This is a genomic window from uncultured Helicobacter sp. (genome assembly GCF_937893305.1).
Taxonomy (GTDB): Bacteria; Campylobacterota; Campylobacteria; order Campylobacterales; family Helicobacteraceae; genus Helicobacter_D.
The window spans coordinates 206,764-228,256 of record NZ_CALBGN010000015.1; the positions used below are offsets into that span (position 1 = coordinate 206,764).

A 21,493-nucleotide genomic window follows, 5' to 3' on the forward strand; every position below is an offset into this window, starting at 1 on the left:
TCTTAAGATTTTAATAAGTCTTTAGCAACTTTTACGATATTTTCTACACTAAATCCAAAATGTTTAAAGAGTGCATCGTCTTTACCACTTGCACCAAATTCTTCCATTGTAACAACGCTATTTGCAAAAGCATACCACTCTAATCCTCTACTTGCTTCAATAGCCAATACTTTTCCTTGCAATAAAGAATCCTTGTAATCTTTATCTTGTTGTAAAAATAAATCATAGCACGGCACACTAACTACGCGCGTTTGGATTCCATCTTTTTCTAATACTTCCGCACTTCTTAATGCAAGCTCCACTTCACTACCTGTGGCAAGCAAAGTAATTTGCGCTTCTTTGGAGTTGGAATCTTTTTTAAGATAAGCACCCCTTAAGACATCTTCTTTGCTAACTTCTTGCAAAAGTGGTAGATTTTGACGACTTAATACAAATGCACTTGGTGCTTCTAACTCTAATGCCACCTGCCAACAAGCAATATTTTCATAACCATCACAAGGACGAAAAACATTTAAATTCGGCATTGCTCGAAAATGGCTTAATTGCTCAATTGGTTCGTGTGTCGCTCCATCTTCGCCTACACCAATACTATCGTGTGTCCAAATATAAAAAACTTTAGAACGCATTAAACTTGCCACACGCACACTAGGAGACATATAATCACTAAAAACAAAAAAGGTTGCGCAAAATGGCAAAAATAATCCATAATTTGCTAGCGCATTACTAATTGCCCCCATTGAATGCTCACGGATTCCAAAATGTAAATTTCTCCCATTTGGAAAATCTCCAAAACCCTTTAATTCTGTATTGTTTGATGGAGCTAAATCTGCACTCCCCCCAATAAATCCGGGCAACGCCTTAGCAATAGCGTTTAAAATCATACCATTGCTAACACGCGTAGCCATTGCTTCTTGTGTAAAATTAGGATAAACAATTTTAGAAAAATCCGGTTTTAACATTTGCTCTAAAAGTTCTTTTTTATTGCTCTGCTCTAGTGTTTTTTGCCAAGCATGATTTGCTAATGCGCCAAGTTCAGCAGTATTTTTAAAGCGCAATGCAGAAGTATTTGGGATAAAAAACTTCGCTTCTGGATTAAAGCCTAATCTCTCTTTAGAAATTGTAATTTCTTCTTCTCCCAAAGGTGCTCCATGTGCTTTATGTGATCCACAAAGACTTTGCGCACCTTTTGCAATTTGAGTTTTTGCTAAAATTAACACAGGCTTGCTTGCATTTTTTGCTTGTTCTAATGCAGCATCAATCTCTAAAAAATTATGTCCATCAATACTTAAAACTTCCCAATTTTGCGCTTCAAAACGCTTCTTTATATTCTCGCTCCAAGCAAGATTGCATTCTCCCTCAATGGTAATATTATTAGAATCATAAATCACAATAAGATTATCCAAATGATGATGACCAGCAAGCGAACAAGCCTCATAAGAGATACCCTCTTGTAAATCTCCATCACCACATAAACAATACACCTTATGATTAATTAAATCTTTACTTAAAACATTGCTAGCAAGCTTACTAGCCATTGCAAAACCAACAGCATTTGCTACGCCCTGTCCTAGCGGACCTGTGGTAATTTCAATGCCCGGAGTATGCTTATACTCCGGATGTCCGGGAGTTTTAGAACCTAGTTTTCTAAAGTTTTTTAAATCCTCCAAACTTACATCAAATCCCCACAAATGCAGCAAAGAATATACAAGCGCACTTGCGTGCCCACCACTAAAGACTAATCTATCGCGATTAATCCATTGTGGATTGTTTGGATTTATCTGAATATGAAATCCTAAAACCACCGCAATATCTGCCAAGCCCATAGGAGCACCCGGATGCCCACTATTTGCATTTTGCACCATATCTGCGCATAAGAATCGCAAGGAATTTGCCATTAACTCATATTCACCAAGCTCTTTTTTATCTAACATTTTATTCCTTTTATTTGCGATTTTATAATGTGTATCGTATTAAATAAAAATAGGGATTCTACTATAAAATCTCTTATAAAATCTTTTGCACTTTTACACATCTAATATCTTGCTTGCAAGTTTTACAACGAAACTTCTCTCCCTTTTCAATTCTTCTATGAATATCAGGTGGAACATCATGAAGCTTGCCAGAACAAGCACAACCATAGTAATACACCTCTGTTGCTGCTTCAATCCCACTTTCCGTAATTTCAGCGCTTTGTCCTGTTAGCATACTGCGACGGAATCTTTCAATCTTCATATCTTCTTTTAAAATATGCTCTAAAAGCCATTTTTTAGCGATAACATGCAACTTTTCTTTCATATCATTGACATTTTTAACATTTTTAATGAGTGTTACTAAGCTCTTTGTAAGCTCATTATGAATTTTTTTGTGATTAGAAATATCTGGATAACCAATCTTTTCCATATATTGTTCTTCATCGCTAAAATGCTCTTTAATATAGTTACAAAATTCTGCTAAAATCTCACGGATTTCCTCTGGTGTTACTTGATGATTTAACATAATATAAGCTTGTTTAGCTAACTCAAAAAGTTTTTTATGTTGTGCGTCAATATGTGCATTATGCACGCTATAAGAATCACTCCACTCAATCATCATCACTCCTTTTTTTAGATCACTACCCAATTATTAGTTTTTAACTTTTAAAAATTCACCATATAAATCTTCTAATCTTTTCAATGCTGTTGCATATTCTCCATCCTTTTGCGTTTGAGATTCTAGCAAATCTAATCTCTTTTTTAAATAAGTAAAGAGCTGATAAGAAACATCTGGAATCTTGTTTAAATCATCGCTCATTCCTTTTACGATATTTCTTGCTGGAATCCCAACAGCTGTTGAATTTGGCGGAACGGGACGAATCACCACAGAATTTGCGCCAATTTTAGAATGTGCCCCCACAACAATATTCCCAAGCACTTTTGCCCCAGCACCAATAATCACAAAATCCTCAATAGTAGGATGTCTTTTAACGCGCTCTAAACTCACTCCACCCAAGCTTACTCCTTGATAAATTGTTACTTCATTACCCACCTCTGCAGTCTCGCCAATAACAACACCTACACCATGATCAATAAACACACGATGCCCAATTTTGCAAGCTGGATGAATATCAATATTTGTGAGCCACTGCATAATCCCCATAATAACCCTTGCTAAAAGACGAAATCCATTAGTATAAAGCCTATGTGCGATTCTGTAATGCACAAGTGCGATAAGTCCTGGGTAATTAAAAAACAATTCCATTTTAGAATTAATTGCAGGATCTTTTTCTAAAATCACCGCAAAATCTTCTCTAATAGTCCCTAAAAGCGTTGTAGCATAGCTCAAGGCATTTCTCCTTCACTTTTAAAGACTGTTCGTAAATATCCATTTTCACTAAGCATCACATAAAGCTGTCCTAAAACCTCCTTTTTTGCATCTTCTGGGATTTCTTCACTTTCATCTAAGCGTTGCTTTAAGCAGCGTTCAATTTCTTTTGTATCATAATCCAAATCATCAAGCACATCTAAAATTGTTTGCGCTTCCAAAAGGTTTTCAATACTATAATCTCCATCTTCTTCATCAAATACAACGCTAAATTCCGTAGGATGCGTGAAAAGATTATGGCGCATTCCAAGCACTTCTTGATAAGCTCCAACTAAAAAGAATCCCAAAAAATACTCTTCTTTATTTACATCAATATCGTGCAAAAATAAAGGTGCATTTTTATCAAAAGTTACTTCTCCATCGCTATCACAAGTAATATCCCAAAGACTAGCACTTCTTGTTGGACGCTTATTTAATCTATCCAATGGAATCACAGGGAAGTTTTGAGAAAGCCCCCAATAATCTGGCAAACTCTGAAAAAAGCTGCAATTTAATAAATAGCGTTCTTGCACTTGCTCTTGGATTCTAATAATATCACTATGATTTTTATGTTTTAAAATCTTAATCACTTTTTTAATAATTAAATGCACCAATACTTCCGTATTGCTTCTATCTTGCAAATCAATATAACCCAAATCAAAAAGCGTCAAAAGCGATTCCATATGTTCCAAACTATCGTGCAAATATTCAATAGCATAACGTTCATTGATAGTATTATATAAATCTAGTAATTCCTCCACTAAAGGAGGATTTTCCTCTTTTAAGTACAATGCTTTTTCATCGTATTCTTGTGAAAAAAGCTCTAACACAGGAGAAATAAGCACCGCGTGACTCGCTGATACATAACGCCCTGATTCTATAAAAATATCTGGTTCTGGCTCTTTTTTATTCTTTGCAATCTCTTTAAGGGTAAAAACAACATTTCCACTAAATTCTGTTAATGTGTAGTTGCGATTTTGCGTGTTTTCGTGTTGTGCGTATTCTACGGCTAATCCACCACCAATATTGACATTATTAAGATTTTTTGCCCCCATTTTACGCAATTCTGCGTAAATATTCCCCGCTTCTCTTAAGGCTTTTTTTAATGGAGAAATATCGCTAATTTGACTGCCAATATGAAAATGAATCATTGTAAATTTATCTAACAACTTATTTTTTTGCAACAAAGAAATTGCCTCTACAAGCTCTGTTGCAGTTAATCCAAACTTAGAATTTATTCCACCACTTTTTGCCCAGATTCCAACTCCTGTGCTATGTAGACGAATTCTAAGCCCAATATTTGGATAAGGCTTTCCGAGTGTCTCTGCCACTTCAATAATTGTTTCAAGTTCATTTAATCCTTCAATGGTCAAGGTAATATCGTGTCCCATTTTTGCTGCAATGAATCCTAAAGAAATCATCTCTTTGTCTTTAAAGCCATTAACAGTAATAGGCGCATTATCATTTGTATAAGCCATCGCAATGATTAACTCTGACTTACTCCCAGCCTCTAAGCCATAACAGCGTTTAATATTTTGCTCCATTAAAGGCAAAATAAAATTAGGATAATGATTGACTTTAATGGGGAATACAGCCTTAAAACGCCCTTTATAATGATGTTCTTTAATGGAGGATTCAAAATTTGTAAAAATCTTTTCGACTTGTTTTTTCATCAAATGTGGAAATCGCACAAGCAAAGGTCCGCGATACCCATCTTCGCGCACTTTTTTAACAATATCAATCAAAGCTGGCTTGCTTTTATAATTAACCTTAACCTGCCCATCTTCAATGATGAAATCATCTTTGCCCCAATAATTAATCCCATAATCCATCATAAAAGACCTTTAAGCTTCAATATCAAGTAAAGTTTGTAACATAGAATCAGCTGTTTTTATGGTTTGCGCATTTGCCTCTACGCCATTTTGTCCTGCAATTTGTTCTGATATTTGCGTTGTTAAATCCACATTAGGAGTTTCCAGTGTCGCTTGCTGCGCATTTGCATTTATTCCGCTTTGAGCAACAGAAAATGCATCATATCCAATGTTTGCACCAATAGTCATAGCTAATCCTTATTAAAGTGAATTTACAATTAAAAATATCAATACTATAACCAAAAAATGCTAAAAAAAACTAAAAAATGCAGTAATTCTATAGAATCATAAAAATTTCTAAAAATTAGATGAAATTTTAGATTCCAACTTTTTATATTTAAGCAAAGCTGATTTAACATTATTAATTTTTAATAATACTTTTAATTTTACTCTTTATGTTAAACTGCATTAAATTTCTTATAAGATGTGCAAAATCACTACATAATAGCACTTGAAAATCTAAAAATTTATATTTAAATTATGTTATGGTTTTGCTCGCTGGCAGAGAGGAAGGGATTCGAACCCTCGAAGGCTTGCACCTTACACGCGTTCCAGGCGTGCTCCTTCAACCACTCGGACACCTCTCTAAAAGGATAGAATTGTAGCTAAAAAAGATAAATCTTACCTTGAATCCCAAAAAAAAGGGATTCTTTAAGATTTATTTTACAACTGCCATCTTACGACGCAAATAAGCAATTTTGCTTTGTAATGGCAAGTTTTTTGGGCAAACATCATGGCAAGCAAGCAAACTCATACAGCCAAATACGCCATTATCATCACCCACTAATTCATAATAATCCGCATCGCTTCTCTCATCGTGTGGATCTAGCATAAATCTAACAACGCGATTAAGTCCAGCAGCTCCTACAAAATCTTCACGCATAAGCTTTGTCCCACAAGAAGCAATACAACAACCACATTCAATACAACGATCTAGCTCGAACACTTCTTGCGCAACTTCAGGCTCTACACGCTCTTCTAATTGACACATATGCTCTTCACTCTTTTCTTGTGCATGAATCCAGCTTTCTACACGCTTACTCATTCCATTAAACCAATTTCCAGTATCTACTGACAAATCTTTAATTAATTTAAATGCAGGCAATGGCATTAGTGTAATTACACCATCTGGAAAGTCTTTTGTAAGTGTTCTACAAGCAAGTCTTGGACGCCCATTAATCATCATTCCACAACTTCCACAAATTCCAGCACGACACACAAAGTCAAAGCTCAAATCTGGATCATACTGCTCTTTAATCATATTTAACACAATGAAAATTGTCATAGAATGCGCTTCTTTTAGCTTATATTCCACAAAGTGTGGTTTTGAAATCGCACTATTTGGATCAAACTTCAATACTCTAATTGTTAGTTCTCTATTGCTGTTTTGCACTGCTCCACTCATTGTTTATCTCCTATTCTTTCATTGCGCGCTTTATAGTACGCTTGTAGTTCAAATGGCATTAATGCCTCTTGGATTTCATAACGATCTTTGCCCTGTGCTTCCATATCTGCACGGATTTTATCAATTTGCTCTTGGCGTTTTAGGCTCTCTGGATTTTCAATAATCATTCCCTTTGCGCCATATCCACGGAATCCCGGAGCGATTTCCATTGTAGAAATCTCAATATCTTCATAAGTTAGCGTTGGCATTGTCTGATTTGGATCTTCCCAGCTTGCCAATGTGCGTTTTAACCACTTTACATCATCACGTTTTGGATAGTCCTCACGACTATGAGCACCACGAGATTCTGTTCTATCAAGCGCACCTTTTGCAACACATAGCGCAAGTTTTAGCATTTTTGGCACACGATAAGCTTCTTCTAATTCTGGATTTGCTGATAAACGCTTCGTTTTAATTCCAATGTTTTTGCTTCTAATATAAAGTTGCTCTAGCTCCTTAACAGCAGAATCTAAATGTTCTCCATCTCTAAAGATTCCAACTTTATCTCCCATAATTTGACGCATTCTATCTTTAATCTCAAATACATTTTCCGTGCCTGTATTTTCAAGAATACTTTCAAGATATTTTTGCTCTCTATCAATAAAGTTTTCTACAATTTTTGTATCAATTTCTGCATAAGTACCCATACAATTTTCTGCAAAATAATCTCCAATAATCATACCGCTAACAACTGCTTCGCTAACAGAATTTCCACCTAAGCGATTAAAGCCATGTAAATCCCAGCACGCTGCTTCTCCTGCTGAAAATAAACCTTTCAATGCAGTTTCTCCTTTAGCATTTGTGCGGATTCCACCCATACAATAATGTTGCATAGGTTTAACTGGTGCCCATTTTTCCGCTGGATCAATTCCTGCAAAACATTCACAAATCTCTTGCACATCACGCAAGTTTGTCTCAATATGCTTGCGTCCTAAAATTGAAATATCAAGCCATAAATGCTCACCATAAGGAGAACTCACGCCTTTACCTTCACGAATTCTTTGAATCATTCTTCGTGAAACAACATCGCGACTTGCAAGTTCCTTTTTCTCTGGTTCATAATCTGGCATAAAACGATAACCATCAACATCACGCAACACCCCACCATCACCACGGCAACCCTCTGTCAATAAGATTCCACTTGGGAAAAGTCCTGTTGGGTGAAACTGCACTGCTTCCATATTTCCAAGCTTTGCAATTCCTGTTTCTAATGCGATTGCAGTTCCTGTTCCTTCACAAATTACAGCATTTGTTGTGTCTTTGTAGATTCTACCATAACCACCTGTTGCAATAAGCGTCCCCTTGGCAACATAACCAACAAGTTCACCATTAATCAAATCTCTAACAACAGCACCATAGCATCTTCCATTTTTATGGATTAATGCAATTGCTTCTTTTCTATCGTGAATATCCACGCCATGCTTCAACGCTTCATTAGCCACAGCAAAAAGCATTGTATGCCCTGTTGCATCTGCAGTATAACAAGTTCTCCATTTTTTTGTTCCACCAAAATCCCTTGAGTGAATTAATCCGTGGCGGAAATCTTCTTCTGTGATTGTTGTTTTTTGCGCATTAATAACCGCTGTTCTATCACCCTTTTTAATTCTTGTCCAAGGCACCCCCCAAGCAGCAAGCTGACGAATTGCTTTTGGAGCAGTTGTAACAAACATTCTTGCAACTTTTTGATCACAGCCCCAATCGCTCCCCTTAACTGTATCCATAAAGTGCAAATCCTCATTATCGCCATCACTCATTTTTGAGTTTCCAAGGCTCGCTTGCATTCCACCTTGAGCTGCTGCCGAGTGGCTACGCTTCACTGGAATCAGACTCAAAACGATCGTGCTTAATCCTTTCTCTTTACAGGCTACTGCTGAACGCAATCCTGCTAAACCTCCACCAATTACTAATGCATCGCAATATACTATTTTCATCTAAACTCTCCTTATTATAAGCTTTTACCCAAAGCAATCCAAGTAAAGTCTGCAATAAATGCAATTACCCCTAAAACAATAAAAATCGTAAACACAGCAATTTTTACATTGCGTCTTTTGACATTACTTTGTGCAGTTGTTGGAGCTTCTAACGGAATCCATTTGACAATAACGCGATATAAACCAATACTTGCGTGCAACACCATTACAACCAAAAGAACTAAATAAAACTCTGCTAAATTACCATCTACAAAGCGAGCCGCTGAAGTTAAAGCGTTAATTTCAGTAGAAACTGAAAGAATCGTAACAAGATGCGCCCCACCTAAAAAGAATAGTGCAAAACCTGTTAAAAATTGTAACCACCAAAGTGTTGTATCGCAATGCTTCATTAAAGACTTATGTGTTTTAAAAAGCATAAGTTGTTGAAAGTTTGCAGGAAACTTACGCATTGCCAAAAATGCGTGTGCGACAAAAAATACACTAATCACAACTACTACTAATGTTGTTAATAATGGAATCCCATGTCCTCCAAAAATAAACGAACCTTCACTAAAAGCAACCACCGCATCAAATGCATCTGGTCCAAATAAAATAGAAGATGTAAAACACATATGAAACAAAATAAACACTGCAAGAACAACACCTGTAATGCTTTGCCACAAATCCCAACGCGCAGGATTTCTTCTCTTTTTGCGTTCTGAAGTTATTTTCAAATAACTCTCAATTACTACTTCATCGTTTTGCATAAATTCCTCCTAAAGCAGATAATCAGTGCTTCCGCACACAGCATAAAACCTAAAAACGCGCAATTATAAACAATTTTTAGATAAAATTAGATTAAAGTTCTTTAAGTTACTTTTTATATCAACTTAAGCAAAGTTCAGTAATATCTCACACCATAAAATAAAGAATCTAAAATTTTTAACTTAAAGGATTACCTGTGTTTCCCTTTAGTGATACAGAATTATTAAAGCCCGTAGAAGCAAGTATAGACAAAGTCCGTCCAATGTTGATTAAAGATGGTGGCAATGTTACACTCATTAAAATTGAAAATGGAAAAGTCTATGTGCGTTTAGAGGGAGCCTGTAAAGGCTGTCCTAGTAGCACTCAAACTCTAAAATTTGGTATTGAACGCACTTTAAAAAATGATATTCACCCAGATATTGAAATCATTAGTATTTCTTAAAAGATTCCATAAAATTTAAGGAACAATTTGACAACACAACAATTAAAACTCTATACAAATCTCAAAACAAAAGCCAAACGCGCATTTATTAAGCGTGATTATTTTCAAGCATTAGAGCTACTCTCTTTTGCATCTTCTTTGCATTTAGATTCCAATCTTGAAAAGTTAGAATCCAAAAATACAAACCCCACAACTCCCAATTTTTTTTTAGAATTAAAAACTCTTTGCATACTAGCAGATATGGCACTAGAACACGAAGAAGAAGCACGCGCACTTTTTGAATACTATCAAGTTATTGATAAAAAAAACAAAAAAGATTCTACAGATCAAAGTGCTGAAGAAATTATTCTTGATATGGTGCAAAATTTTGATCAAAACATTTACGCACTAAATCTTGCAATCTCTCATTTAGAAGATCTTGAAGTAGAAAAAAATGATGGAATTTTATACAAAGATTTTGAAAAATTAGAAAAACAAATTGGTTTTAAAGAAGCATTTGTAGATTTAATGTTTAGCACAAAAATTATTTTCACAAATAAAAATGAATTTTTATTTTTTATGAAAAATCTTGTCAAACACGGATTTAAAGATGTTGCAATCCATTATTTTGAAAATATTGGAAATGCACTTTATTTTGATAAGGATTTCATTAAACTTTATCAAAAAATCCTACAAACTCCATAAACTTTAAGGGATTATTATGCGATACATTTTAGATTCCAACCCTTCAAACTCTTCTATACACTTTATTAGCGATGATTCAAGAGAAAATTTAAGCGGTGAGTGCAATGCTCAAAATTGCGCTTTCTTAATCACCAAAAACAATCAAATTTACCAAGAAAACGCTAGACAAAACGGCTTTAAAACCTTTATTACTCCGCAGGATTTAACGCAATTTTTAGATTTAAATCTAAACATCATCGCAATCACTGGCACAAATGGCAAGACCACAACTGCTGCAATGATCTATTCTATCTTACTTGATTTAGGACATAAAGTCGCACTTCTTGGTACAAGGGGTTTTTTTATCAATGGAGTCCAAAAGCGTAAAAAAGGACTTACCACACCTTCTTTATTGGAAATTTATAGCGCAATTGCTGAAGCAAGAAAAGAAAATTGTACGGATTTTGTAATGGAAGTTAGTTCTCACGCAATCGTGCAAGAACGCATTGAAGGACTTAAATTCGCACTTAGGATTTTAACTAACATCACAAGCGATCATCTAGATTATCACAAAACACTAGAAAATTATATCTCTACAAAAAATTCTTTTTTTTCAAATCCGTTAGATTTAAAACTCATCAACAAAGATGAACCAAACGCAAAATATGCCCCTCAAAAAGCAATCACCTATGGAATAGAATCCCAAGCAACCTTACAAGTAAGGGCTTATAGCTTAAAAGATGGGATCACTGCTCAAATTGCTTATGGCAAAGAAGAAGCGACCTTGCAATGCTCTCTTTTTGGTAAGCACAATCTTTATAATGCTCTAGCTGCAATTAGTGCAGTAAAACTCCTAGAAAATGAATCTTTACAGAGCATTTGTGAGAAGCTAGAAAATTTTGGAGGTGTTTTAGGGCGCATGCAAGTTGTTTCACAAAACCCTTTAATCATCGTAGATTTTGCACACACCGAAGATGGAATGGAAAAGATCTTTCAATCCTTTCCTCATAGAAACATTGCTGTTGTGTTTGGTGCAGGAGGAGATAGAGATAAGACAAAACGCCCAAAAATGGGATTATGTGCAGCAAAATATGCACAAAGGATTTATATCACAAGCGATAATCCACGCAGTGAAACTCCAAGTGTGATTATGCAAGAGATTCTTAATGGAATCCCAGAACATTTCCAAGAAAAAAGAGAGATTTTCTTAGAAGAAAACCGCTCTAAAGCTATACAAATGGCAATTTCTACATTACAAAGTGATGCAGTGTTGCTTATTCTTGGAAAAGGCGATGAGACTTATCAAATCCTAGGCGATTCTACTATACATTTTGATGATGTAGAAGAAGCACAAAAAGCACTTACTTTAAAGATTTAGATTCCAATTAATCGGAGTTTTTCCCACACTTTGCAAATAAGCATTTGTTTTAGAAAAGTGCCTACAACCCAAAAAACCACTGCGTGCTAAAGGAGAAGGGTGTGCTGCTTCTAAAACACAATGTTTATCCACATCAATCAAAGGCTTTTTGGACTTTGCATAATTTCCCCAAAGTAAAAACACAATTCCATTACGCTTCTTACTTAAAGTTGCAATCACAGAATCTGTAAATTTCTGCCAACCAAAATGCTGATGAGAAGCAGGCTTATGTGCCTCCACACTTAAAATACTATTCAAAAGCAACACGCCCTCCCTAGCCCAAGCACTCAAATCTCCACTTTTGCTTTGTAAAATTCCCAAATCTGCTTCAAGTTCTTTGTAGATGTTGCGCAAAGATGGTGGAATCCTAACACCATGTGGTACAGAAAAAGATAATCCCATAGCTTCTTTAGGATTATGATAGGGATCTTGTCCTAAAAGCACAACTTTAACTTTTTCAAAAGGCGTGGAGTTAAACGCATTAAAAGTTAAATTTGCCGGCGGATAAATCACTGCCCCTTTAGATTTTGCGCTAATATAATGTTGTTTAATCTCTAAAAAATAGAGGGATAAAAACTCTTTTTCTAAAGCCCTTTTCCAACTTTCTTCAATTTTAATAGAATCCAATCTTATCATTGTTTAACTACTTTGGACGATTATCACGCATAATAATATTGAAGCGTTGCAAAATTAAAGGATTGCTTGAAATATCAAAATGCTCCACAATATATTGCACATCGCGTTCGTCTAAAACCTTTAAAGCTTCTTTAATTATCTCTCCAAACATTAATTCGTCTTCTTGTGTGATTGCTTCGCCAACTTTTTTAATATACTGTTTAATAAGTGCTTTTTCTTCTTTTTCGCGCTCTTTATCTTGTAACAACACTCGCTCAATATGTTTTAAAATCTGAAACTTCTTAGTCTTTAATTGCGAACGTTTATAAGCCCCAGTTAAAGCCATAATTCTCTCAATAATTGCATCTTTTTCTTCATCGTTTTCATAAAATTCTTCATAACTCTCATACATCATATCTGGATAATAATCGTGAATAATAGAAAACTTTTGCTGTGCAATTCTACTTAGGCTCTCTTGATTATTTTGAAAACGCATTGTTTGAATACTCTTGCGTAAAAACGCGACATCACTACGCCTAGAGCTATAAAATTTCATTTGTTCAAATCTTTCTTGCGATGGATAAAACTCACATAATCGCTCAATCTCTGCTAACAATGTTTCTTGGTATGCCCGATATGCAATCTCTACAATTTGTGTCATCTGTCTATACCGCTTATCGCTAGATTGCGACAACACAAGTTCAATAGTTTCATTTAAACCATATTGATCAAAAATCTTTTCAATAGCATCATAAAGAGCAGTAAAGTTGATTAACTCCCCAGAAATTGCATAATAAATTTTTCCAACTTCACGCTCAATATAGCTTACATCATCTTCAGCGGCAATTTCTACAGCTTCACTTTTTTTAAGAGATTCTAAATAATCTACAATTCTTGTTTTGCTATTTTGCTTAAAAAGATGTTCTAATTCTTTTGTTTGCATTTTATCTAACGCGTCTCTAGAGTATTCATATTGCATTAAACGCACAATTAACTCACTACGACTTAACACATACTCTCCTTATGAAATCTCTTGTAAATTTACATTTTGGATTGCCTGCCACACCTTTAAAGCCTGCAAATGTTCAAAAGTATCGTGGCAACGAATAATGCTTGCTCCGTGATTTAAAGATTCTAAATGAATTGCCAAAGTTCCCGCTAAACGATCTTCTACTTTAGCAGGAGTGATGTGATCAATAAGACTTTTGCGACTTGCTCCAACTAACAAAGGATAACCAAAATGCAAAAAATGCCCTAAATGCTGAATTAACGCGCAATTATGCTCTAGCGTTTTCCCAAATCCGATTCCAACATCGAGGATAATTTTTTGATGATTTTGCTCTAATAATGCTGCAATTTGTTTAGCAAAAAACATCTCCATTTCTAAAAACAAATCCTTATAACTAGGGTTTTTTTGCATTTCTTTTGGACTTCCTTGCATATGCATAATTACACATTGACAATCATAGCCCTGAATTGCCTCTAACATCTTTACATTACTAAAACCTGTAATATCATTAACCATCATAAAGCCATAATCCAAACATTTTCTAGCCACACTTGGTGTGTAAGTATCAATGCTTAAGGTTACTTTTTCATAGATTTTTTGGCGTTTAATAAACTCTAAAATTTCTTTCAAGCGCGCTTGTTCTTCTTCTTCGCTCACCCAAGCACTCCCAGGTCGTGTACTTGCTGCTCCAATATCTAAAATCTCCACCCCCTGTTCTAGCATTTTAAAAATCTCTTCTTCAGCACATTTAGAACTTTTGCGCGAAGTTGCATAAAAACTATCTGGCGTGAGATTAATTACCCCCATAATCTTTGGTGTAATTTTATGAAATCTTAAATGCGATTCCAATTCTTGTGCGACCTTCTTTAATCCAAAAGGTTGCATTTTAAGTTTTTTCAAGAGTACCTTTGCTTGCGCACGCGTTAGCATTAAAATCCCATTATAAAACTCTCTTGCATAAAGAATTGCATCTTTTGGTAAAGCAAAATCCGCCCCAACTGCTAATGCTTCTTGTTTTAAAATCTGCGCAGCTGGAACTTTTAAATCTTTAATTAAAAAATTAAAAACTCTGTCTTTATTGCATAAGATTTCATAACCTACGCAATCACAATTTAACTGCTCTAAAGCAAGCCTGGAATCTTCTAAGTATTGCACAAACGCCATTTTTTCTCCTAACCCTTAAGTGCTGCATTTAATTGCTGCTTTTTTTTGCGCAAAACAAGCAATAAAAGCACAACAAAAATATTATTTGTGCTTTCATATCGATGCTCCCAATATAAAGCTTTCTCAAAAAGCTGTGTCTCTTTGCTAGAAAAAGTTAAGCCATATTTAATGGAATCCAAATACAAACTTTGTATTTCTTCTTTTAAAAGCGGATTATTAAACTCTTTTTCTCTCTCCTTTAAAAACTGATATACACTTTCTAAATTTAGCGTTTTAAGAGAGATTGGAAAATGTGGTAAGCGTTTTTGTGTTGTGTTATTAATTATAGGGAGTCTTGAACGGATAGTTGGCAAGAGCAACGCTTTCATCTTTGCATAAATAATAAAAATCGTGCCACTTGGTGGCTCTTCAAGAACCTTTAAAAGTGCATTTTGTGCATAAGCATTATAACTAGAAGCGGCAATTAAAATCTGTTTTGTCCCATCACTTGCAAGATAACTTTCATCAATAATTGCGCGCGCCCTATCAATCTCTAATTCATCAGAACAAAATAAACGCGTATTTTGTGGATCTTGCGTATTAAAATATGCAGTTGCACTTTCTATAGGGTCATTTACTAATTCAATATGCCCAATTTTTATCATTTCTACACCTAATCTAACCGCACATTGCCAAACATTACCGCTTCAAGTGCTAAGTTAAAAATTCTATACATTTGCATAAGTTTAATATCCACTAACGCATCTGTGGATTGCAAGGTAAAACTATTTTGCAAGTTTGTATCAAACATCCACAAAAAACCATCTTCTTGACTTAATGCAAGTTTCGCTCGCAAAGCATCATTGCGTCCTACATACCAAAAAAAATATTTTTGTGAAAAAATATTACTCAAATAATCGTGGATTAATGCCACCTCCATTTCATCTTTATGCGAGATTTTATCAATTCTTGGAAATAGCGCATTAATAGAAATAATCGGCACATAAGGACGATTGCTAGAGCGGTTAATTACTTGAACCACATAGTGCATAAACCATTCTCTTTCATAATCTGTTACAAGGATTAAGCTATCTCCACTAAAAATTCTTTGCAATGCACGCTTTAAAAGCGGAATCCATTCAAACTTTCTCTCTTCAAGCCAAGTAGGATGACTTGCATCTTGGCGCAAAGATTGCAAAACCCAACTAGATAAATCTTGCATTATTTCTCAAGTGCATACACGCTGTGTAGCGTGCGGATTGCAAGCTCTGAATATTTAAGTGCAATAATCATTGAGATTTTAATCTCACTTGTGCTAATCATCATAATATTAATATTATCTTCTGCTAATGCTTGAAATGCCTTTGCAGCGACACCACTATGAGACTTCATTCCCACACCCACAATAGAAACCTTAGCAATATCAGAATCATAATCAATACTTTCAACATTACCTTCAAACGCCTTTAGCACGCGCTTTGTGTTTTCTAATTCTACTTCAGGGATTGTAAAATCTACATCTGTTTTACCATCGCGCCCAATTGTTTGAACAATCATATCTACATTAATATTCGCCTCTGATAATGCACCAAAAATCTCTGCTGCAATTCCCGGTCTATCTTCTACATTACAAATACTCACTCTTGCCTGATTTTTATCTAATGCGATTCCACTTACAATTGGATGTTCCATAATTTCTTCTTCCTTTGTGATTAATGTTCCTTCATTGTGATTAAAACTATTTCTTGTAACCAAATTTACATTGAGCTTCTTTGCCATTTCAACAGAACGATTCAATAAGACTTTCGCCCCCATTGAAGCAAGCTCTAACATCTCATCATAGCTAATTTTATTGATCTTTTTTGCCTTGGGTTCAATTCTAGGATCTGTAGTATAAACACCATCAACATCTGTATAAATTTCACACAAATCCGCCTGCAATGCTCCAGCTAATGCAACCGCAGAAAGATCACTTCCGCCACGCCCTAGCGTTGTAACATCTCCATTGCGTGTTACACCTTGAAATCCAGCAACAACAACAATATAGTCTTTTGCAAGCAAATCATTTAAGCGTGTCGTATCAATAGATTCAATTCTTGCCTTTGTATGCGAAGAATCCGTAACCATCCCTGCCCCTCTTCCACTAAGAGAAATCGCTTTATACCCTAATTCTTCTAGCGCAATAGCCAAAAGCGCACTAGTTACACGCTCTCCAGCACTAAGCACCATATCCACTTCACGCGTATTAGGGAGACGCGAGAAAAACTGCGTATAGCTTAAAAGTTTATCCGTCTCTCCACTCATTGCAGAAACCACAACAACAACGCTATTTCCAGCCCTTTTTGCTTCAATAACGCGTTGTGCAACATTTTGGATTCTTTCACAATCCCCAACACTTGTTCCACCATATTTTTGAACAATCAACATTACAAATAACCCTTTCTTTTAAAATATTCTAAAACCTGCTTATACACAGGACGCTTAAAGTATGTGATATGATTAAACAAATCCTCTACTTCAACAAATTTATACGCATCAAATTCTGGCTCCTCTGTATTAATATTAATCTCACTTTGTTCTTGCAAACGCACTAAAAAATACTTTTGAATCTGTCCATCATAAGGATACATTTTTTTCACAACTTGACTTGGAAAATCATAGCTAATCCATTCTGGATATTCTGCAACAATATCAATCTTATCTGTCCCTATCTCTTCTTTTAGCTCGCGAAACAAAGCTTCCCTTGGAGTTTCTGATTTATCAATCCCACCTTGTGGAAACTGCCAAGCATTTTTAATATCTGTGCGACTTGCAATAAATAACTCACACACTAAAGGATATTTAGAAGAAAGGATAATGGCTGCAACATTTGGGCGATATGTTTTGGTTTCTTTTTTCACTTGCCATTCCTTATATAAAATATTTTGGTAATGATAAATTAAAAGTTTTTAAATGCAGTTGATATTAAGTTCTTTTTTTATAGAATTGCGCGCAAATTACATTTCGTATCACAAGGGGCAAGGGTGAATAAGGAATCCAAAAACGACTTAATCCCTACAAAAAAGCGTGCCTTAGGCAAAACAAGCAAAATCAAAAACAGAGAAAAAAAAGAAAAAATCCTAAAAGTTGCTTGGAAGCTTTTTTTGCAATATGGTTATGAAAAAACAAGCTTACAAATGATTGTCAAAGAAGCAGGAGGTTCCTTAGCAACAATTTATAAGATTTTTAATGACAAAAAAACGCTTTTTTCTGAAACAATTCAAGCAAATGGACAAGATTTTATTGATTCTTTAGATAAAGACTTTACTGAAGTTATGGCTTCACATTCTAATTTAGAAGAATATTTTTATCGCATTAGCGTTCGCCTTATTCGTCAGCTTTTCAGTAAAGAAAATATTGCCTTTAACCGCCTTATTATTATTGAAGGTTATGAGAATCCAGAAATTCTTGAAATCTTTCATCATATTGCAGTAGATCGCACACGCCACTTTTTTCTAAAGGCGCTAGAAGATTACAATACAATTCATCATTTAGAAATTGAAGACATTGATGCAAGCTTACGTGTTTTTACAAATCTCATCATTGAACCTTATTTAATGGACGCAATTATGATTCCAAACCATTCTTGCCCAAGTGATGATGAAATTCATCGCACTGTAAAACGTGCAATTAAAATTTTTATGCTTTATCTTAAACATTACAAGGAGATTAAATGACAATTAATACAGAACTTTTAAACAAGCTAACAAGACTTGGTGGAATCACACTAGAAGAAGACAAGCTAGAGATGACAAAAAACCACTTAAGTGAAATTGTAAATTTCGTGGAAAACATTAACACGTTAGATTTAGAAGATATTCCTGCTTCTTTTAATCCGCTAGATTCCAAACTTCCTATGCGCGAAGATCTTGTAGAATCTAAACCGCAAATCGCAAAAAGCGTGCTAGAACATGCACCAAGTGTTGAAGAGAATTTCTTTATTGTTCCAAAGATTATTGAATAAGTTTTACAATTTTTTTATAAAGTTGAACCCAATCTGAATTTCAATATAGAAGAAGCAAAAGATTCCACAGTGGAATCTTTTAAAGTTAAACAAGCTCAATAATTGCCATTTGAGCAGCATCACCTACACGCAATCTTGTTTTGATAATTCGTGTGTAACCACCATTTCTGCTTGTATACTTTGGAGCAATCTCTGTTACAAGTTTTTTAACAGATTCTTTATGTTGCAAATGAGAGAAAACTAAGCGATGAGCCATAGAATCTCCCACTCTTGCTTTTGTAATTAATTTTTCAAAATAGCTTTGCAACTCTTTTGCTTTTTGTAAAGTTGTTTCAATCTTCCCACTAGCAATCAAAGCCAAAGAGAGATTTTTCAATAAAGCTTTTCTATGGGAACTTGTGCGTCCTAGCTTTCTATATCCGTGTCCGTGTCTCATTTTTTTATCCTTTAGTTAGAAAATTTTTTCTTAAGGAGAGTGGCTAAATCTTCTGCAATTGCTTTACCAATAGGATAACCCAACTCTTCTAGTTTTGCTGTGATTTCATCTAGTGATTTTTTCCCTAGATTTTTAATATTTTTAATTTGATCTTCACTTAATAGAACAAGTTCACCCAAATATTTAATGCCAGATCGATCTAAACAATTAAAGCATCTTGCACTAAAGTTCAAGCTATCAATGCTTTGAGAAAGTGCTTTAATTTCAGGGCAATCATCTTCCCCTAAACCAAGATCTGGAACTTCAATATTTAATTCAGAATTAAAAATAGCCATTTGCTTATGCATTACACTTAAAGCATTTTTAAATGCAGTTAAAGGCTCAATTTGTCCATCTGTTTGGATATTAAACACTACTTTTTCATAGTTTGGATCATCTTCTACGAGCACATTTTCTGTTTCATAAGTTACATTTGTAACAGGCGTAAAATACGCATCTAATGGCATATATCCATCTGCAATAACACTTCTAATATCTTCACTTGGAACATAGCCGATTCCCTTACGCACAATAATTGAGAAGTTTAATACCGCATCTTCATTAATGGTTGCTAAATGAATATTAGGAGTTACAACATCAACTAAATCATTTGCCAAATCCTCTCCTGTAATTACTTTTGGACCTGTAAATTTATAATCAATGCTAACACTCTCGCTATCATCTCTAACCTTAAAGCGAATTGTTTTAAGATTAACAATGAAATGCGAGACATCTTCAACAACGCCACGCACAGAATCAAACTCGTGCGCCACTCCTTCAATTTTCAATGCAACAGGAGCAAATCCCACTGAACTTCCAAGCAACAAACGGCGTAAAGGATGCGCTAGAGTGATTGCATACCCTGCTTCAAAAGGATATGCAGTAATCTCTATTTTATTAACACCTACTTCTTTAACTTCAATCTTAGTTGGAATATGTGGAGAAGTTTTAATACTTTTCATACTAATCCTTTCCTACAAATTATTTAGAATACAACTCAACAATGAGCCTTTCTTCAATTGGAATAGCCACTTCTTCACGCTCTGGAAGGCGTGTAAAGATTCCAAAAACTTTATCTTGATCAACATCAACCCAAGGTACAATCCCTGTTTGTTTTGTTAGCTCAATTGCTCTTTGCACTTGTGGATTTTTCTTGGTTTTTTCACAAATTTCAACTTTTTGTCCAACTCCAACTAAAGCTGAAGGAATATCAAGCTTTTTGCCATCCACTAAAATATGACCATGCACAACAAGCTGTCTAGCAAATCTTCTCGTTGTTGCAAATCCCATTCTATATACAACATTGTCCAATCGTCTTTCTATTAATTTTACTAGGTTTTCTCCAGCATTTCCATCTAATCTATTTGCTTCCACAAAGATCGCTCGGAATTGTTTTTCAGAAACACCATACATCATTCTTGCTTTTTGTTTTTCACGCAATTGAATTCCGTATTCTGAAATCTTTCCACGTCTTTGTCCGTGTTGTCCTGGACCATAAGGACGCTTATCTAGAGCACTTTTACCTGCTAATCTGCGCTCCCCTTTTAATGCAAGGCTAACACCAAATCTTCTTTCAATCTTTTCAACAGGACCTCTATATCTTGCCATTATCTCTCCTTACACTCTTCTTCTTTTTGGCGCACGGCAACCATTATGTGGCAATGGTGTTACATCTTTAAACCACAAAACCTTGATTCCCTCAATACTTCCTAAGCTTTTCACTGCAGTTTCACGACCGCTTCCTGGACCTTGAATTTTTACTCCAAGCTCTTTAATTCCGTGTTCTTTTGCCTTAGAAACTGCATCTTCAACCGCTTGTTGCGCCGCATAAGGAGTTGATTTCTTGCTTCCTTTAAACCCTAATGCACCTGCTGTACTCCAGCAAATCACATTGCCCATTTCATCAGTGATGGTTACGCTTGTATTGTTAAAAGCAGCAGAGATATGAATAATACCTCTTGCAATATTCTTTTTAACTACTCTTTTTTTATTTACATTTCTTTTAGCCATTATTTACTCCTATTTTGATGCACTACCAACTGTTTTTCTCTTACCTTTTCGTGTTCTTGCATTATTTTTTGTTGTCTGACCACGAACAGGAAGTCCTTTACGATGTCTTAAACCGCGATAGTTCCCCAAGTCCATAAGAGCTTTAATGTCCATTGTAACTTTTTTGCGCAAATCACCCTCTACGATATGATGAGCTTGAATTTCTTTTGCAATTGAAGAAACTTCATCCTCACTAAGGTCTTGAACCCTTTTGTCATAAGAGATACTTACTGCATTTAAAATATCTCTTGAAGTCTTTAAACCTACACCATAAATGTAAGTCAAAGCATATTCAATTCTCTTTTTTTTGGGTAAATCAACACCAGCAATTCTCGCCATTATTTTTCC

25 protein-coding genes and 1 tRNA gene are annotated in these 21,493 nt (G+C 35.1%); 5 read left to right on the plus strand and 21 right to left on the minus strand.

Features of this window, described 5'->3' with window-relative positions:
* Positions 1–2 precede the first annotated feature (2 nt).
* The 9 genes from tkt to Q0358_RS04595 all read right to left on the minus strand — a co-directional run bounded on the left by tkt (position 3) and on the right by Q0358_RS04595 (position 9,331).
* Complete coding sequence (tkt, locus tag Q0358_RS04555) at positions 3–1,931, minus strand: transketolase (protein ID WP_299547862.1); 1,929 nt, start codon at positions 1,929–1,931, stop codon at positions 3–5.
* A 73-nt stretch (positions 1,932–2,004) separates the two neighbouring features.
* On the minus strand, positions 2,005–2,592 hold the full coding sequence (locus Q0358_RS04560) for a hemerythrin family protein (protein ID WP_299547865.1): 588 nt from the start codon (positions 2,590–2,592) through the stop codon (positions 2,005–2,007).
* Positions 2,593–2,622: 30 nt separating this feature from the next.
* Complete coding sequence (gene cysE / locus Q0358_RS04565) at positions 2,623–3,321, minus strand: serine O-acetyltransferase (protein WP_299547868.1); 699 nt, start codon at positions 3,319–3,321, stop codon at positions 2,623–2,625.
* Positions 3,318–5,174: an arginine decarboxylase gene (gene speA, locus Q0358_RS04570; protein WP_299547871.1), complete on the minus strand. Its 1,857-nt coding sequence runs from the start codon at positions 5,172–5,174 to the stop codon at positions 3,318–3,320. Before speA ends, cysE begins: the two co-directional genes overlap by 4 nt.
* Before the next feature lie 9 nt (positions 5,175–5,183).
* Complete coding sequence (locus Q0358_RS04575; protein WP_299547874.1) at positions 5,184–5,399, minus strand: flagellar basal body rod C-terminal domain-containing protein; 216 nt, start codon at positions 5,397–5,399, stop codon at positions 5,184–5,186.
* A gap of 310 nt (positions 5,400–5,709) precedes the next feature.
* Positions 5,710–5,797 (minus strand) — tRNA-Ser (locus tag Q0358_RS04580).
* A gap of 71 nt (positions 5,798–5,868) precedes the next feature.
* Positions 5,869–6,603 (minus strand): fumarate reductase iron-sulfur subunit, encoded by a 735-nt coding sequence (locus Q0358_RS04585; protein WP_299548213.1) that lies wholly within the window; start codon positions 6,601–6,603, stop codon positions 5,869–5,871.
* An 8-nt stretch (positions 6,604–6,611) separates the two neighbouring features.
* Positions 6,612–8,585, minus strand: coding sequence for a fumarate reductase flavoprotein subunit (locus tag Q0358_RS04590; protein ID WP_299547877.1), 1,974 nt, complete (start codon positions 8,583–8,585; stop codon positions 6,612–6,614).
* Positions 8,586–8,599: 14 nt separating this feature from the next.
* Positions 8,600–9,331 carry a fumarate reductase cytochrome b subunit gene (locus Q0358_RS04595; RefSeq protein ID WP_299547881.1) on the minus strand — a complete coding sequence of 244 codons (732 nt, stop codon included), beginning with the start codon at positions 9,329–9,331 and terminating at the stop codon, positions 8,600–8,602.
* Between the two features lie 194 nt (positions 9,332–9,525).
* Between Q0358_RS04595 and Q0358_RS04600 the strand changes: the two genes are divergently transcribed.
* Genes Q0358_RS04600 through Q0358_RS04610 form a run of 3 tightly spaced genes read left to right on the plus strand, consistent with a single transcriptional unit; the run spans position 9,526 to position 11,812 of the window.
* Complete coding sequence (locus Q0358_RS04600; protein ID WP_299547884.1) at positions 9,526–9,771, plus strand: NifU family protein; 246 nt, start codon at positions 9,526–9,528, stop codon at positions 9,769–9,771.
* Between the two features lie 27 nt (positions 9,772–9,798).
* Positions 9,799–10,455: a hypothetical protein gene (locus Q0358_RS04605; RefSeq protein WP_299547887.1), complete on the plus strand. Its 657-nt coding sequence runs from the start codon at positions 9,799–9,801 to the stop codon at positions 10,453–10,455.
* A gap of 16 nt (positions 10,456–10,471) precedes the next feature.
* Complete coding sequence (locus Q0358_RS04610; protein ID WP_299547890.1) at positions 10,472–11,812, plus strand: UDP-N-acetylmuramoyl-L-alanyl-D-glutamate--2,6-diaminopimelate ligase; 1,341 nt, start codon at positions 10,472–10,474, stop codon at positions 11,810–11,812.
* Here the strand turns inward: Q0358_RS04610 and ung are convergent.
* Genes ung through Q0358_RS04645 form a run of 7 tightly spaced genes read right to left on the minus strand, consistent with a single transcriptional unit; the run spans position 11,801 to position 17,518 of the window.
* Positions 11,801–12,487, minus strand: a complete 687-nt coding sequence (ung, locus tag Q0358_RS04615; protein WP_299547893.1) for a uracil-DNA glycosylase — start codon at positions 12,485–12,487, stop codon at positions 11,801–11,803. The two genes, Q0358_RS04610 and ung, sit on opposite strands and share 12 nt — an antisense overlap.
* A gap of 7 nt (positions 12,488–12,494) precedes the next feature.
* Entirely contained in the window at positions 12,495–13,478 is a 984-nt protein-coding gene (locus Q0358_RS04620; RefSeq protein WP_299547896.1) for a hypothetical protein, read from the minus strand.
* 9 nt (positions 13,479–13,487) lie between these two features.
* A complete protein-coding gene (folP, locus tag Q0358_RS04625) occupies positions 13,488–14,639 on the minus strand; it encodes a dihydropteroate synthase (RefSeq protein WP_299547899.1) in 1,152 nt (383 codons plus the stop codon).
* Positions 14,640–14,647: 8 nt separating this feature from the next.
* Entirely contained in the window at positions 14,648–15,283 is a 636-nt protein-coding gene (locus Q0358_RS04630) for a DNA polymerase III subunit delta' (protein ID WP_299547902.1), read from the minus strand.
* Between the two features lie 8 nt (positions 15,284–15,291).
* Positions 15,292–15,840, minus strand: a complete 549-nt coding sequence (locus tag Q0358_RS04635; protein WP_299547905.1) for a HobA family DNA replication regulator — start codon at positions 15,838–15,840, stop codon at positions 15,292–15,294.
* Positions 15,840–17,045, minus strand: a complete 1,206-nt coding sequence (locus Q0358_RS04640) for an aspartate kinase (RefSeq protein ID WP_299547907.1) — start codon at positions 17,043–17,045, stop codon at positions 15,840–15,842. The genes Q0358_RS04635 and Q0358_RS04640 overlap by 1 nt, the downstream gene beginning before the upstream one ends.
* A complete protein-coding gene (locus tag Q0358_RS04645) occupies positions 17,045–17,518 on the minus strand; it encodes an RNA pyrophosphohydrolase (RefSeq protein ID WP_299547909.1) in 474 nt (157 codons plus the stop codon). The genes Q0358_RS04640 and Q0358_RS04645 overlap by 1 nt, the downstream gene beginning before the upstream one ends.
* Positions 17,519–17,641: 123 nt before the next feature.
* Between Q0358_RS04645 and Q0358_RS04650 the strand changes: the two genes are divergently transcribed.
* Both Q0358_RS04650 and gatC read left to right on the plus strand, forming a co-directional pair.
* Positions 17,642–18,334, plus strand: a complete 693-nt coding sequence (locus Q0358_RS04650) for a TetR/AcrR family transcriptional regulator (RefSeq protein WP_299547912.1) — start codon at positions 17,642–17,644, stop codon at positions 18,332–18,334.
* Positions 18,331–18,621 (plus strand): Asp-tRNA(Asn)/Glu-tRNA(Gln) amidotransferase subunit GatC, encoded by a 291-nt coding sequence (gene gatC, locus Q0358_RS04655; protein WP_299547915.1) that lies wholly within the window; start codon positions 18,331–18,333, stop codon positions 18,619–18,621. The genes Q0358_RS04650 and gatC overlap by 4 nt, the downstream gene beginning before the upstream one ends.
* Positions 18,622–18,706: 85 nt before the next feature.
* Here gatC and rplQ read toward each other — a convergent pair whose 3' ends face one another.
* From rplQ to rpsM, 5 genes are read right to left on the minus strand one after another with little or no spacing between them, the layout of a single operon-like run.
* Positions 18,707–19,057, minus strand: a complete 351-nt coding sequence (gene rplQ, locus Q0358_RS04660) for a 50S ribosomal protein L17 (protein WP_299547918.1) — start codon at positions 19,055–19,057, stop codon at positions 18,707–18,709.
* 11 nt (positions 19,058–19,068) lie between these two features.
* Positions 19,069–20,058 carry a DNA-directed RNA polymerase subunit alpha gene (locus tag Q0358_RS04665; protein WP_299547921.1) on the minus strand — a complete coding sequence of 330 codons (990 nt, stop codon included), beginning with the start codon at positions 20,056–20,058 and terminating at the stop codon, positions 19,069–19,071.
* 19 nt (positions 20,059–20,077) lie between these two features.
* Positions 20,078–20,704, minus strand: coding sequence for a 30S ribosomal protein S4 (gene rpsD / locus Q0358_RS04670; protein WP_299547924.1), 627 nt, complete (start codon positions 20,702–20,704; stop codon positions 20,078–20,080).
* 9 nt (positions 20,705–20,713) lie between these two features.
* The gene (gene rpsK, locus Q0358_RS04675) at positions 20,714–21,106 is read right to left on the minus strand and encodes a 30S ribosomal protein S11 (protein WP_006801841.1); all 393 of its coding nucleotides are present in this window, start codon (positions 21,104–21,106) and stop codon (positions 20,714–20,716) included.
* A 9-nt stretch (positions 21,107–21,115) separates the two neighbouring features.
* A complete protein-coding gene (gene rpsM, locus Q0358_RS04680; protein ID WP_299547929.1) occupies positions 21,116–21,484 on the minus strand; it encodes a 30S ribosomal protein S13 in 369 nt (122 codons plus the stop codon).
* Positions 21,485–21,493: the final 9 nt, after the last annotated feature.

What these genes read in the sequence shown, in the direction of transcription:
- tkt (WP_299547862.1), bottom strand. Translation starts at nt 1,931, where the DNA reads ATGTTAGATAAAAAAGAGCTTGGTGAATATGAGTTAATGGCAAATTCC.
- Q0358_RS04560 (WP_299547865.1), bottom strand. Translation starts at nt 2,592, where the DNA reads ATGATGATTGAGTGGAGTGATTCTTATAGCGTGCATAATGCACATATT.
- speA (WP_299547871.1), bottom strand. Translation starts at nt 5,174, where the DNA reads ATGATGGATTATGGGATTAATTATTGGGGCAAAGATGATTTCATCATT.
- Q0358_RS04575 (WP_299547874.1), bottom strand. Translation starts at nt 5,399, where the DNA reads ATGACTATTGGTGCAAACATTGGATATGATGCATTTTCTGTTGCTCAA.
- Q0358_RS04590 (WP_299547877.1), bottom strand. Translation starts at nt 8,585, where the DNA reads ATGAAAATAGTATATTGCGATGCATTAGTAATTGGTGGAGGTTTAGCA.
- Q0358_RS04595 (WP_299547881.1), bottom strand. Translation starts at nt 9,331, where the DNA reads ATGCAAAACGATGAAGTAGTAATTGAGAGTTATTTGAAAATAACTTCA.
- Q0358_RS04610 (WP_299547890.1), top strand. Translation starts at nt 10,472, where the DNA reads ATGCGATACATTTTAGATTCCAACCCTTCAAACTCTTCTATACACTTT.
- ung (WP_299547893.1), bottom strand. Translation starts at nt 12,487, where the DNA reads ATGATAAGATTGGATTCTATTAAAATTGAAGAAAGTTGGAAAAGGGCT.
- folP (WP_299547899.1), bottom strand. Translation starts at nt 14,639, where the DNA reads ATGGCGTTTGTGCAATACTTAGAAGATTCCAGGCTTGCTTTAGAGCAG.
- Q0358_RS04630 (WP_299547902.1), bottom strand. Translation starts at nt 15,283, where the DNA reads ATGATAAAAATTGGGCATATTGAATTAGTAAATGACCCTATAGAAAGT.
- Q0358_RS04635 (WP_299547905.1), bottom strand. Translation starts at nt 15,840, where the DNA reads ATGCAAGATTTATCTAGTTGGGTTTTGCAATCTTTGCGCCAAGATGCA.
- Q0358_RS04640 (WP_299547907.1), bottom strand. Translation starts at nt 17,045, where the DNA reads ATGTTGATTGTTCAAAAATATGGTGGAACAAGTGTTGGGGATTGTGAA.
- gatC (WP_299547915.1), top strand. Translation starts at nt 18,331, where the DNA reads ATGACAATTAATACAGAACTTTTAAACAAGCTAACAAGACTTGGTGGA.
- rplQ (WP_299547918.1), bottom strand. Translation starts at nt 19,057, where the DNA reads ATGAGACACGGACACGGATATAGAAAGCTAGGACGCACAAGTTCCCAT.
- Q0358_RS04665 (WP_299547921.1), bottom strand. Translation starts at nt 20,058, where the DNA reads ATGAAAAGTATTAAAACTTCTCCACATATTCCAACTAAGATTGAAGTT.
- rpsD (WP_299547924.1), bottom strand. Translation starts at nt 20,704, where the DNA reads ATGGCAAGATATAGAGGTCCTGTTGAAAAGATTGAAAGAAGATTTGGT.
- rpsK (WP_006801841.1), bottom strand. Translation starts at nt 21,106, where the DNA reads ATGGCTAAAAGAAATGTAAATAAAAAAAGAGTAGTTAAAAAGAATATT.
- rpsM (WP_299547929.1), bottom strand. Translation starts at nt 21,484, where the DNA reads ATGGCGAGAATTGCTGGTGTTGATTTACCCAAAAAAAAGAGAATTGAA.